This window comes from Nocardia sp. Tas62D01 (assembly GCF_055232035.1).
This window is the reverse complement of sequence record NZ_JBUYUZ010000001.1, coordinates 100,400-112,918: the sequence shown is the minus strand read 5'-3', so window position 1 is coordinate 112,918 and position 12,519 is coordinate 100,400. Positions and strand designations below refer to the sequence as shown.

General features: G+C 66.1%; 11 protein-coding genes and 1 pseudogene. 2 read left to right on the top strand and 10 right to left on the bottom strand.

The features are described 5' to 3' along the window. Positions 1–101 precede the first annotated feature (101 nt). A complete protein-coding gene (locus ACV7NQ_RS00600; protein WP_463357777.1) occupies positions 102–1,103 on the top strand; it encodes an aldo/keto reductase family protein in 1,002 nt (333 codons plus the stop codon). A 17-nt stretch (positions 1,104–1,120) separates the two neighbouring features. Here the strand turns inward: ACV7NQ_RS00600 and ACV7NQ_RS00595 are convergent, their stop codons facing one another. From ACV7NQ_RS00595 to tnpA, 10 genes and pseudogenes are all read right to left on the bottom strand, one after another. Next, a complete protein-coding gene (locus ACV7NQ_RS00595; protein ID WP_463357776.1) occupies positions 1,121–2,041 on the bottom strand; it encodes an LLM class flavin-dependent oxidoreductase in 921 nt (306 codons plus the stop codon). A 94-nt stretch (positions 2,042–2,135) separates the two neighbouring features. After that, the gene (locus tag ACV7NQ_RS00590; protein ID WP_463357775.1) at positions 2,136–3,416 is read right to left on the bottom strand and encodes an enolase C-terminal domain-like protein; all 1,281 of its coding nucleotides are present in this window, start codon (positions 3,414–3,416) and stop codon (positions 2,136–2,138) included. Positions 3,417–3,435: 19 nt separating this feature from the next. Continuing rightward, positions 3,436–4,887, bottom strand: a complete 1,452-nt coding sequence (locus tag ACV7NQ_RS00585) for an aldehyde dehydrogenase (NADP(+)) (RefSeq protein ID WP_463357774.1) — start codon at positions 4,885–4,887, stop codon at positions 3,436–3,438. A gap of 15 nt (positions 4,888–4,902) precedes the next feature. Next, the gene (locus ACV7NQ_RS00580; RefSeq protein WP_463357773.1) at positions 4,903–6,048 is read right to left on the bottom strand and encodes an L-talarate/galactarate dehydratase; all 1,146 of its coding nucleotides are present in this window, start codon (positions 6,046–6,048) and stop codon (positions 4,903–4,905) included. After that, a complete protein-coding gene (kdgD, locus tag ACV7NQ_RS00575; protein WP_463357772.1) occupies positions 6,045–6,974 on the bottom strand; it encodes a 5-dehydro-4-deoxyglucarate dehydratase in 930 nt (309 codons plus the stop codon). The genes ACV7NQ_RS00580 and kdgD overlap by 4 nt, the downstream gene beginning before the upstream one ends. 52 nt (positions 6,975–7,026) lie before the next feature. Next, positions 7,027–7,959, bottom strand: a complete 933-nt coding sequence (locus ACV7NQ_RS00570; protein ID WP_463357771.1) for a LysR family transcriptional regulator — start codon at positions 7,957–7,959, stop codon at positions 7,027–7,029. Positions 7,960–8,111: 152 nt separating this feature from the next. Then, positions 8,112–9,140, bottom strand: coding sequence for a lactonase family protein (locus tag ACV7NQ_RS00565; RefSeq protein WP_463357770.1), 1,029 nt, complete (start codon positions 9,138–9,140; stop codon positions 8,112–8,114). Between the two features lie 10 nt (positions 9,141–9,150). Beyond that, complete coding sequence (locus tag ACV7NQ_RS00560; protein ID WP_463357769.1) at positions 9,151–10,551, bottom strand: sugar porter family MFS transporter; 1,401 nt, start codon at positions 10,549–10,551, stop codon at positions 9,151–9,153. Positions 10,552–10,677: 126 nt separating this feature from the next. Continuing rightward, on the bottom strand, positions 10,678–11,496 hold the full coding sequence (locus ACV7NQ_RS00555; protein ID WP_463357768.1) for an NAD-dependent epimerase/dehydratase family protein: 819 nt from the start codon (positions 11,494–11,496) through the stop codon (positions 10,678–10,680). Positions 11,497–11,774: 278 nt separating this feature from the next. Beyond that, positions 11,775–12,190: pseudogene (gene tnpA / locus ACV7NQ_RS00550) on the bottom strand (IS200/IS605 family transposase). Between the two features lie 22 nt (positions 12,191–12,212). On the opposite strand from tnpA, the gene ACV7NQ_RS00545 reads away from it, so the two are divergent. After that, positions 12,213–12,464 carry a helix-turn-helix domain-containing protein gene (locus tag ACV7NQ_RS00545; protein ID WP_463357767.1) on the top strand — a complete coding sequence of 84 codons (252 nt, stop codon included), beginning with the start codon at positions 12,213–12,215 and terminating at the stop codon, positions 12,462–12,464. Positions 12,465–12,519 lie beyond the last annotated feature (55 nt).

Sequence of the window (12,519 nt, the reverse complement as noted above, 5' to 3'; positions counted from 1 at the left end):
GCCGGTTGCTGCGGCCCCCGGCTACGGGTTCAGCGCCTATCCTCGGAAGCTGACCTGAACCGTTGCCCGAGATAGGGCCGGCCCGGACCAAAGGAGCACCGATGGAATACCGCAGGCTCGGCCGTAGCGGCCTGATGATCAGTGAAATCGCCTATGGAAACTGGCTGACGCACGGATCCCAGGTGAAGCAGGACGCGGCGCGGGCTTGCATTCGCGCCGCGCTGGATATCGGGATCACCACGTTCGATACGGCCGATGTCTATGCGGAGACCAGGGCCGAGGAGGTCATGGGACGCGCACTGCAGGCTGAGCGTCGGTCGGGGCTGGAGATCTTCACGAAGGTGTACTTCCCCACCGGCACCGGGCAGAACGATAAAGGGCTGGGACGCAAGCACATCCTGGAATCGATAGATGGTTCGCTGCGTCGGCTGCGCACCGATTACGTCGATCTCTACCAGGCGCACCGGTATGACCATTCCACGCCGCTGGATGAGACGATGGAGGCGTTCGCCGATGTGGTCCGCTCCGGCAAGGCGCTGTACATCGGCGTTTCGGAGTGGACCGCCGACCAGCTGCGCGCCGGGCATCAGCTGGCCCGCGAACTCCGGATACCGCTGATCTCCAACCAACCCCAGTACAACGCGCTCTGGCGCGTCATCGAAGCCGAGGTCGTCCCCACTTCCGAGGAACTCGGCATCGGCCAGATCGTGTGGTCACCTATCCTGCAGGGCGTGCTCACCGGCAAATATCAGCCGGGCAAGCGGCCGCCGAAGGGGTCGCGGGCGACCGACGAGAAGGGCGGGGCCAGCTTCGTCGGTCGCTGGCTGCGCGACGACGTGCTCGAACGCGTCCAGCAGCTGCGACCGCTTGCCGAGCAGGCGGGCCTCTCGCTCGCGCAGCTCGCCGTGGCCTGGGTGCTGCAGAATCCCAATGTCTCCGCCGCGATCATCGGCGCCTCCCGTCGCGAACAGGTCACCGAGAACGCCGCGGCCGCGGGCAAGCGACTCGACACCGACCTGCTGAAGGCCATCGATGAGATCCTCGAACCCGTCGTCGAACGCAACCCGCAGCTCACCGCGAGCCACCCGTCCAACAACACCTGACGGTTCCCTCGCCGCGGTCAGGCGAGATGTGGCAATACCTCGGTCGCGAGTCGCTCCATCTGCGCCGCCTCGTCGAAAAGCGGGTTGATCAGGGTCATTTCGGCTCCGGCGGCGGCCACGTCGCGCAGTCCCTGGACGCAGTCATCCGGCGTGCCGCAGACGGCGGCGGGCAGCAGGGTCTTACCGAAATCGCCGTAGATGGCGACGAGGGTGTCGGCCATGCGCTGTTTCGCGTGGTCGGTGTCGTTGTCCACGGCGATGTAGACGCGTTTCGCGATGCGGAAATCCGCTGTGTCGCTACCGCTTTCGGCAAGGGCGGCGCGCACGGTGCGGACCTGCTCGGCGAACTGCTCTGTCGTCGACGATCCGGCGCCGAAGAATCCGTTGCCGTGCCGGACCGCGCGGCGCAGCGCGGCGGGAGTGCTGCCGCCGAACCACAGTGGCGGGTAGGGCTTCTGGAACGGCTTCGGCTCCATGGAGGCGCCCTTCAGCTGCCAGAACTGTCCGTCGATGTCGACCGTCGGCAGGGTCCAGAGCGCCTTCATAGCCTGTAGGCCCTCGTTGAAGCGAGTCACGAGATTGTCGCCGGGGTCGACGTCGAACGCGGAGAACATCCGCTGTCGGCCGCCGATGCCGACGCCGATTTCGAGGCGTCCGCGGCTGAGCTGGTCCAGCGTGCTGACGCGCTTGGCGAGGTGGACCGGATTGTGCAGCGGAGTGACGAACACCGCGCATCCGAGTCGCAGTCGCTCGTTGCAGGCGGCGGCGAAGGTTAGCAACTCGATCGGGCTCAGGTGGGCCTCCGAACCGAGAACCTGCTCGGTCGTCCACGCGCTTTCGAAGCCGAGTTCCTCGGCCCTGGTCAGGTAGGCCCGCAGTTGCTCAGGCTGGAACGCCTGGTCGGGGACAAGCTGCGGAAGCGAGATCGCGTACTGCATGATTCGACGATAGCTCGCGGCCCGACAGTGCTGGCAGCGCGTCATGGATAGCCATCCCGGCGAGGCACGAAAGGTCCGGAGCGGCAACCGGTTCTCAGTATTTGGGCGAGCTCGGTGGTTGGTAGGCGGGATCGGCGACGCGCATGGCAGTGACGTCGTTTCGGTCGTGCATGTCGGGCATGGACAGCCAGCGATCGTGTAACCGAGCCAGAGCGTCGCGGTCGAGTTCGACGCCGAGGCCGGGGGTGTCGGTGACTTCGACGGCGCCGTCGGTGAAGGTGAGCGGCGCGGTGATGACGTCGTCGCTCTGCCAGGGGTAGTGGGTGTCGCATGCGTAGTCGAGATCGGCGATGGTGGCGGCGACCTGGGTCATTGCGGCGAGGCTGATGCCAAGATGGGTGTTGGAGTGCATCGAAATGCCTTTGCCGTAGGCGCGGCAGACGGCGGCGAGGTCGCGGGTGGCCAGCAGGCCGCCCCAGAAGTGGTGGTCGGACAGCACCACCTGCACCGCGTTGGCGTCGAAGGCGGGACGGATTTCGTCGACGGCGGTGACGACCATGTTGGTGGCGAGGATCGTGCCGGTGCGGCGGTGGAGTTCGGCCATATCGTCGAGGCGTGCGGTGGGATCCTCGAGGTATTCCACGACACCGGAAAGTTGTTCGGCGACAGTCGTTGCCGTGGTAAGCGACCAGCCGCCGTTGGGGTCCAGCCGAAGTGGGTGGTCGGGAAACTCCTTGGCCAGCAGTTGGATCGCGGCGACCTCTTCCTCGGGAGGGAACGCGCCACCCTTGAGCTTGAACGAACGAAATCCGCCGTAGGCAGCGAATTTTCGGGCAAGTTGAACCACACCCTCGGGGTCGACCACTTCGCCCCAATCGTCGGTAGGCGCGCCGGGGACCGGATGTTCGGCCCACTTGTAGAACAGGTAGCCGGAGTAGTCGACGCGGTCACGGACCTTGCCGCCGAGCAGGGCGTGCACCGGCATCCCGAGTTCCCGAGCGTGCGCGTCGAGTGCGGCGGTCTCGAAAGCGGAGATCACGCTGAGTCGGATCTTGTCGGTGGTGAGCGTGCCGCGCAGACCACCGGCGACCGGATTGTCTTCCAGCACTCGGCCATCGGAGTGTTCCGTGCCGAGCAGGCGGATCGAGTTGATCGCCGCGACCGGCATTCCGGCGAGCGGGGGAGCGAGTTCGGTCGCCAGGTCGAGGTATACGCGATCGCCATAGGTTTCACCGAGACCGACTGCGCCACTGTCTGTTTCGATCTCCACGATCAGCCGTGGCGTGTAGGGCTGGTGTACGCCACCGACATTCAGCAGGGGCGCGTCGGCGATGAGGATCGGAGTGAGTCGAACATCTGTAATGACCGGTGACATGGTCGCCTTTCGGAGTGGGTCAGCTGTGCTTGCCGTCGATGCGGCGCGGCAGCCGCCAGGGGTTGGCCTCGCGCAGGGCGGGCGGGAGCAGGCTGTCGGGAAAGCCCTGCCAGGCGACGGGGCGCAGAAACCGCGTGATCGCCGCGGCGCCGACCGATGTCGTTGTCGGTGCGGTGGTCGCCGGGTATGGGCCACCGTGCTGCTGTGCCCAGCTGACCGTGAGGCCGGTGGGCCAGTCGTTCCAGATGAGTCGACCGGCCAGCGCGGTCAGTGCGGGCAGCAGCGCACGGACATCGTCGACCTCGTCGTCCTGCGCGAACACGGTGGCAGTTAGTCCGGGCTCGAGCTGTTCGAGCAACTGTGCCAGTTCGTCGGAACCGTCGTACTCGACCACGATCGAGGCAGGCCCGAAGCATTCCGTCCGCAACACCTCCCCAGCCGCCAGGAAGTCGGCGGCACGCACGCCGAGCAGGGTCGGCTCGGTCGGTGCGCTGTCGGCGGTGGGCGCGGAAATGGTTGTCACAGCGGGGTACCCGCGAACCTGAGTGACGCGGGCGCGGTAGCCGTCGGCAATGTGACTGTTGAGCAGCTGCTGTCCGGGCACCGTTGCGACGGCCGAACGCAGCGTGTCGGCGAGGCCGTGCCCGGTGGGCAACAACAGCAGCCCGGGCTTGGTGCAGAACTGTCCCGCGCCGAGAGTGAACGATCCCACATAGCCCTCGGCGATCTGCCTGCCGCGGGCGCGCACCGCGCCCGGCGTCACCACCACCGGATTGACGCTGCCCAGTTCGCCGTAGAACGGGATCGGCCGTGGCCGCGATGTCGCGATGTCGAACAATGCCCGCCCACCCGCAACCGAACCGGTGAAGGCCGCAGCGGCGATGTCGGGATGACGCAGTGCGGCGGTGCCCGCGTCGACACCGTGGATGACCTCGAACGTGCCGTCCGGGGCACCGGCGGCCGCCAACGCGTCCCGCACGATTCTGCCGGTGCGGTCGGACAAGTGCGGGTGCCCTGGATGGGCTTTCAGCACGACGGGACAGCCTGCGGCCAGCGCGGCGGCGGTGTCACCGCCAGCGACGCTGAACGCGAACGGGAAGTTGCTCGCGGCGAAGACCAGCGTCGGTCCGATCGGAACAACGGTGCGCCGGATGTCGGGTCGCGGCCCCATCGGCCAGCTGGGATCGGCGTGATCGACTGTCGCAGCGAGGAATTCGCCGTCGGCAAGCACCTCGGCGAACAGCCGCAGCTGGAACGTGGTGCGCGCCGATTCGCCACGCAACCGCGGTGTTTCGGGCAGGTGGGTTTCCGCGGCGGCGAGCGGTACGAGTTCGTCGGCCGCGGCATCGAGCGCGTCCGCGAGGTGCGTGAGCCATCGTCCGCGCTCGGCCGGTGTGCTGTCCGCGATACGGGCTGCGGCATCGGTCGCGGCAGTGATGATGCGCTGGAGTTCGTTCGGTGCGGTGTCCATGATTCTCCTGAAAAGTCAGGCCCGGATCGTGTTTTCGGCCTCGGTCCAGGCGCGGGCATGCTCGCTGAGGGTCACCCCGAGGCCGGGGCGTGCCGACAAATGCATCCGGCCGTCGGCGATCTCGAGGCGCTCGTTGAAAAGCGGGTCGAACCACTCGAAATGCTCGACCCACGGTTCGCGGGCATAGGCCGCCGCGAGATGAACGTGCACCTCCATCACGAAATGCGGTGCCAGCTGAAGATTTTCGCGTTCGGCCAGCGCCAGCACCCGCAGAAACTGGGTAACGCCGCCGATGCGCGGCGCATCGGGTTGCACGATATCGGCGCCGCGCGCGCGAATGAGTTCGGCGTGCTCGGCGACGCTGGTCAGCATTTCGCCGGTCGCGATCGAGGTGTCGAAGGTCGACGAGAGCTGCGCGTGGCCCTCGAAGTCATAGGCGTCCAATGGTTCTTCGATCCACACCAGTCCGAACCGCTCCATTGCCCGGCACATGCGCCGCGCGGTGGCCCGGTCCCACTGCTGGTTGGCATCGACCATCAAGGCCACCTCATCGCCGAGCTTCTCCCGCACCGCAGTGAGCCGCGCAAGGTCGACGCTGCTGCCGGGATGACCGACCTTGAGCTTGATACCGCCGATACCGCGCTCCAGCGACTCGCCCGCCCGGTCGAGCACTTCCTCGATCGAGGCATGTAGAAAGCCGCCGGAGGTGTTGTAGCAGCGCACGGAATCACGGTAGGAGCCAAGGAGTTTCGCCAGCGGCAGCCCCGCGCGTTTGGCCTTCAGATCCCACAGCGCGATATCGAACGCGGCGATCGCCTGTACCGACAGTCCGCTGCGGCCGACCGACGCGCCCGCCCACATCAGCTTGTCCCAGATCTTCGCGATATCGCTGGGGTCTTCGCCGAGCAGCACCGGCGCGAGCTCGCGGGCGTGCGCGAACTGGCCGGGCCCGCCCGCGCGTTTTGCGTAGCTGATGCCGATACCTTCCAGGCCGGTCGCGGTGCTGATCTCCGCGAACAGCACGGCGATCTCGGTCATCGGCTGCTGCCTGCCGGTGAGCACCTTCGCGTCACTGATTCCGGTGGGCAGCGGCAGCGCGACCGAGGAAATCTTGACCTCGATGATCCGATCCAGCGTAGCCGCGCCCGGTGCAGTGATCACGGTGCCTCCGCTGCGGCGAACGTCGAGACCAGTGCGGTGAGTTCGGTGAGTTCCGCGTCGGTGAGGTTGGTCAGCGGCGGGCGCACGGGTCCGGCGGGGCGGCCGATGGCGGCGAGTCCAGCCTTGATGATCGACACCGCATAGCCGGGTCGGCGGTCGCGAATGTCCAGATAGGGGATGACGAACTCGCGCAGATACCGGTAAACGGTGTCGCGGTCGCGGGCCCGCACCGCCCGGTAGAACGCGAGGGCGAACTCCGGCAGGAAGTTGAAGATCGCGGACGAGTAGGTCGTGACGCCCATTTCGGTGTACGGCAGGGCGAAGGTCTCCGCGGTCGGCAGGCCGCCGATATAGGTGAGCCGATCGCCCAGCCGGGCGTAGATCCGGGTCATCATCTCGATATTGCCGACACCGTCCTTGAACCCGACGAGGTTCGGGCAGCGCTCGGCCATCCGCGCCAAGGTCACGTCATTGCAGGTGGCGTTCGCGCGACTGTAGAAGATCACGCCGAGTGATGTCGCCGCGCAGACGGAAGCGACGTGTTCGACCAGACCCTCCGGACCCGCCTCGGTGAGATACGGTGGCAGCAGCAGAATGCCTTCGGCGCCTGCGGTTTCGGCGGCCTTGGCCTGTTCGATGGCCGAGGCGGTGCCCGCGGTGGCCGGTGCGATCACCGGTATCCGGCCCGCGGTCTCGGCGACCGCCGCGCGCACCACCTGGTCGATCTCGGCCGGCGTCAGCGAGAATCCCTCGCCGGTGCCGCCTGCGGCGAACAGCCCGGCGACCTCGTACTGGGCGAGCCAGGCGATGTGTTTGCGGTAGGCGGCCTCGTCGAAGGCGAGGTCGGCATCGAAATGCGTGACGGGGAACGACAAGAGCCCCTGCCCTAGTGCGGGGCCGAGTTCTTCGGCGGATAGGTGTGACACGGTAATTCTCCTCGAGATGATCGTGGGAAGCATGCGTCCGTCAGGGTGAGCGTCATCGGGCAGGCGGCAGCGACTCGAGCAAGCCGACCACCCGATGCAGGGCCGGATTCGCGCACTCGCGACGCCACACCGCGTGCAGGACGGCCGGGTCGTCGATGCCGTCGAGCGGCCGGAACCGCACGCCGTCGGGGTGCAGGTGGGTGGCGGACTCCGGCACCAGCGCCAAGCCGCGGCCCGCGGCCACCAGCGCGAGCATGGTGTGCACCTGGGTCAGCTCGTGCGTCGAGGTGTAGGGCACCGCGGCCAGGATGCGGGTGACCAGGTCGGCGAAATAGCGTGCCGGACCCGGCGCGTACACCAGCAGCGCCTCGCCACCCAGCTCCTCGACCTCGACGGGACCGTCGGTGGCTAGCCGATGCCGCTCCGGCACGGCAAGTACCAAATGCTCGGAATGCACCAGCCGAGAATCGAATTCGGCCGGATCGAACGGCGGCCGGGCCAGGGCGAGATCCAGTTTGCCGCTGCGCAGATTCTCGAACTGCTCGGAGCTCACCATCTCCCGCAGCACCACCTCGACATCGGAGAGTCCCTTTTCGATGTGGTTGAGAAACCGGCCGAGGAAGCCGAACCCGGACGCCGCGGTGAAGCCGATCCGCACCGTGCCCGCTCGGCCCGCCGCAACCAACCGGGCGGTACCGGGGGCCGCCTCGGCCAGTGCAAGCAGTCTGCGTGCCTCGGTCAGGAAGACCACCCCGGCCGGGGTGAGCTCGACCTGCCGCTGGGTGCGGTCGAAGAGTTCGACACCGATATCGCGCTCGAGCTTCTGGATCTGCCTGCTCAGCGGCGGCTGGGTCATCCGAAGGCGCTCCGCGGCGCGGCGGAAGCTGCCCTCCTCGGCCACCGTCACGAACCCGCGGAGCTGTTCCAGCGACAGCATGGACGTGACCCGACCGGTATCGGCCTGTACCGCGTCACTATCCGACATCATTTCCTCCTGAGCCGCAGCGGGGTCGGGTGCGACACCCGTGCATCGATCTGTTCGCAGGCTATGGCCTTGCAGTGATACTCGTCCAAGCCCATTTCGGCATTGACTGATACTCGTGCCGCATATGCGCGGCCGTGGTTCGCCGCGCCAACTCACGATGCGGGGAGCTCGACGATGTCGACCCAGTTGGGATTGCGGCCGACCGGACAGCGGTGCAGCGGGGTCAGTGCGCCGCTGTCGGGGTCGATCGCGTAACTGGTCAGGCTGTCGGACTGCTGTCCCGCCGCCACCAGGAACCGGCCGTGCGGATCGATGGCGAAGCCGCGCGGCTGGGTTTCGGTCGGTGTGTGCCCGAGTGGGTCGAGCGTGCCGGTCGCGCCGTCGACGCGGAACCCGGCGAGGGTGCTCGACGTCCGCTCGGCCACATAGAGGAAGTCACCGCCGGGGGTGACCCGCAGATCCGAGGTCGCGGGATCCGTGCCGTCGAAATCCGCGGGCAGCACCGATGCCGAGGCGACCCGCGCGAGCGTGCCCGCGTCGGTATCGAACCGGTAGCTGTTCACCGTGCCGTCGAGTTCGTTCGAGGCATAGACGACACACCCGCTCGGATGGAACACGAGATGTCTTGGGCCAGAGCCAGATTTGGTCGCGACGAACGGCGGCTGGTTCGGTGTCAGCGCGCCGGAGGCGGGATCGAACCGATACTGCAGGATCTCGTCGCCGCCGAGCACCGCCGCGAACACCTGGTGATTCGACGGACCGGTCACGATCGAATGGGCATGCCGCGCAGTGGCAATGACCTCGACCGGCTGCGCCGCCACCGCGCCATCGGCGCCGATCGGACTGACCGTGATCTTGTCGCCGGTATAGGACGCGGCCAGCAGGAACCGTCCGGTCCGATCGGTGGCGAGGTAGCACATATTGTCGGGCAGTGCGGTGTTCGCGAGCGCGGTCAGCCGCCCGGTCGCCTGGTCGATCGCGAACGCCGCGACCGTGAACGGCGCCGAACGCAGCGACGCATACAGATACCGGCGATCCGGACTCACCGCCAGCGGCATCACGGTGCCGGCGACCGGCACCCGCTCCACCGGCGCCAAGGCGCCGGTGGAATCCAGGTGCAGCATCGAGATCTCACGACTGTCGGCGTTCGAGACGTATACCGTGGTCACGCGATCGGTCATCGGCATCCGCTCACGCCGCCTTGGTGGCACGGCCGCCGCCGACCCGGGCCCGCAGATCCAATTCGATCTGTTCCAGACTGCGGCCGTTGGTCTCCGGCACGAACTTGGTCACCAGTGCGAACAACACCACACTGACCCCGGCGAAGATCCAGGCCGAGTAGCCGAGCCCGAGGTGGTCGTTCATCACCGGGAACACGAAGGTGATGGTGAAGGTCGACGACCACAGCACCACGCTGCCCACACCCATGCCGACACCACGCACCCGCAGCGGGAAGATTTCCGCCATCATGACCCAGACCACCGCGCCCCAGCCGAGTTCATAACCGGCTAGGTAGACGTTGAGCAGGATCAGCGTGGTGAGGCCGGTAACAGTGGAATTGTGCACGGTGAGCACCACGAGGCCGAGCGCGAACAACGAGACGGCCATACAGACATTGCCGAGCAACAGCAGCGGCTTGCGACCCCAGCGGTCCACCATGAAGATCACCCATGCGGTGAACGCCACTTTCACGGCGCCGAGCACAATGGATGCCAGGAGCGAGGTCGAATTACCGAAACCCAAGTCGGTGAACATCGTTGGCGCATAAAGATTTACCGCGTTCACGCCGGAGAATTGCTGACCGACGGCCAGAATCAGCGCGACGACCAATGCCGGTCGCGCCCACGGCATCAGCAGATCTCGCAACCGTCCCTTGTGCTGCGCATCCAATTGGGCGACCGCTTGAATGCCGCTGATCTCGGCATCGATTTCGTCGGCGCGATGGGTGCTGGCCAATACTGCGCGCGCTTCGTCTTCGCGACCGGCCTTCAGCAGCCAGCGCGGCGTTTCCGGCAGGAAGGACATGCCTACCAGCAGCAGTATCGCCGGGACCGCCGCGACCGCGAACATCGCCCGCCAGTTCCCGGACCCGGAGAAGGCCCAGTCCACGATGTAGGCGATCAGGATGCCGGACACGATCATCAACTGGTTCAACGTCGACAATGCGCCGCGCGCTCGGGTCGGAGCCAGCTCGGACAAATAGGTGGGCACGGTCGCCGACGAACAGCCGACCGCGATTCCGGTGATGAACCGGGCGCCGATCAGCGCGATCACATTGGGAGCGACGGCGCAGCCGATGGCTCCGATCGCGAAGATCACCGCGGCGAGCATAATGCTGCGCTTGCGCCCGAGCCGATCGGTGACCCGACCGGCAAGGGCCGCACCGATTATCGCGCCTGCGGCGAGGCAACCACCGATGACGCCCTGCGTCAGTGACGTGAGATGCCAGGACTTCTTGATGAACAACAGGACGCCGGAGATCACCCCGAGGTCGTAGCCGAACAGGATGCCCCCGAGAGCACCGAAGAAGTATAGGAAACGAACATTGATTCCGGTGCCCGACTTTGTGGGTACCAGTGATTTGTACTGCATGGGGTGCTCTTCTTTCGCGATGGAGCAAGTGCTATCGGCGTCACATGCCGATAGAGCGGGGTTTGAGAAATCCCGATTCGATTTTGGTATCGCGCCATGCGTTTTCGGAACGCAAAGATGCGGGCGTTACAACGGGTTCGGCTTGCCGAGCGGAGTTTCGACGAAAGGGCCGCCGACGTATATCGGGCCGGTGGCGTGTCCGGGGTCTCGGCCAAGGATTTTCGCGGCGAACTGCTCGGCGTCGTCGGCGCTGCGGTAGCCGAGTTCCATTGCCTCGCTGAGGGATACGGCCGCGCGGGTATTGGCCGATACGCCCCAGATCACCCGATAGCCGGGCTTTTCCGCCGACAGGCAGGCCTCGAACAGTCGCGCACAATCGTCCGGAGACAGCCACATCGACAGTCCCCGAACATCATTGGGGCGATCGAAGCAGGAACCGATCCGCACGCAGATCACGTCCATGCCGAAGCGGGAGTGATAGAGGCCGCCCAGCGCCTCGACGGCGACCTTGCTGACGCCGTAATAGGTGTCCGGCAGCGCAGCGGCGTCTCCCGGGATGCCGTCGGGACCGGACTCGCCGAACACCCGGAACCCGACGGCGTGATTGCTGGACGCGAGCACGATCCTGGACACACCGGCCTGGCGGGCGGCTTCCAGCACTGTATGCGTGCCGTCCACATTCACGGCCAGCACCCGGTCCCAGCTGTCCTCCCTGCTGATCCCACCGAGATGGATGATCGCGTCCACATCCCGGCAGGCCGCCGCCATCGTCGCGGCATCGGTGAGCGAACCGGGGATGATCTCCACGCGTTCGCCGGGTGCGGGCGGATCCACCGCTTCCAGGTCCAGCAACCGCAGCACGCGGTCGGGACGTTGCAGCCGGGAGCGCATCTTCAAGCCGATACCGCCCGCGGCGCCGGTGATCAGAATTCGATGATCACTCATACGGCACCGATTCGGATCCGCTCGACGGCCGGGGGCCTGCCGCTTTCACACATCGTTGTCCTCCTGGGTCCGGCGGTGAGTGTGGTCTGGATCACTCGCCGCTCGACGTGACAGAAGGCTAGGACGCTGGACTGATGCGTGTCCAACACCATTTGGACATCAACTGATGCTCGCAGGGCATCGGATGAGGCGGCCGCTACCAAATGTCTGCTAGTGCGCCGTCCTTCAGGGCGGTGATGAAGGCGGACGCGGGAGTCCGCGTAGCGGGCGAGCGTGCCCTAGACGGGGTGGTCCTGTTGCTCAATGTACTGACGCAGCACCGAGATCGGAGCGCCACCGACGGAACCGGCGAAATAGGAGCCGGACCAGAGACGCTGGGCACGCCAGTAGTGGCGGACCAGTTCGGGGAACTCTTGGCGCAGCCGACGCGACGACACTCCCTTGAGGGAGTTGACCAGTTTGGACAGGGCGACCTTGGGGGGAAGTTCACCAGCAGGTGAACATGATTGGCTTCGCCGTTGAACTCGACCAGTTCGGCCTCGAAGTCGGCGCATACGTCGCGCATGATCTGTTCCATGCGCTGGAGGTGAGTGTCGGTGAACACGCGATGCCGGTATTTGGTGACGAAAACCAAGTGTGCGTGCAGCACGAAAACACAGTTTCTACCAGTGCGGATGTGTATGTCTTCGGTCATAAACCAATGATAGAATATCGGGGTGCAGCTTCGATACAACTTCCGCCTCTACCCGACCGCGGGCCAGCAGGCGTCGTTGGCGAAGGCGTTCGGCTGCGCAAGGGTGGTGTTCAACGATGCGTTGCGGGCACGTCAGGACGCGCGGGCCGATGGGCTGCCGTACCTGTCGGATGGTGAACTGTCCAAACGGTTGACGCAGATGAAGAAAACCCGGAACGGGTGTGGCTGGCGGACGTTTCTTCGGTGGTGTTGCAGCAGGCGTCGGCGGATCTGAACACGGCGTACCGGAATTTCTTCGGCTCGATCACAGGGAAACGCAGGGGCGCGAA

Coding starts and splice junctions, on each gene's coding strand:
- ACV7NQ_RS00570 (WP_463357771.1), bottom strand. CDS start 7,959: ATGTCGGATAGTGACGCGGTACAGGCCGATACCGGTCGGGTCACGTCC.
- ACV7NQ_RS00595 (WP_463357776.1), bottom strand. CDS start 2,041: ATGCAGTACGCGATCTCGCTTCCGCAGCTTGTCCCCGACCAGGCGTTC.
- ACV7NQ_RS00560 (WP_463357769.1), bottom strand. CDS start 10,551: ATGCAGTACAAATCACTGGTACCCACAAAGTCGGGCACCGGAATCAAT.
- ACV7NQ_RS00565 (WP_463357770.1), bottom strand. CDS start 9,140: ATGACCGATCGCGTGACCACGGTATACGTCTCGAACGCCGACAGTCGT.
- ACV7NQ_RS00600 (WP_463357777.1), top strand. CDS start 102: ATGGAATACCGCAGGCTCGGCCGTAGCGGCCTGATGATCAGTGAAATC.
- ACV7NQ_RS00590 (WP_463357775.1), bottom strand. CDS start 3,416: ATGTCACCGGTCATTACAGATGTTCGACTCACTCCGATCCTCATCGCC.
- ACV7NQ_RS00555 (WP_463357768.1), bottom strand. CDS start 11,496: ATGAGTGATCATCGAATTCTGATCACCGGCGCCGCGGGCGGTATCGGC.
- ACV7NQ_RS00585 (WP_463357774.1), bottom strand. CDS start 4,887: ATGGACACCGCACCGAACGAACTCCAGCGCATCATCACTGCCGCGACC.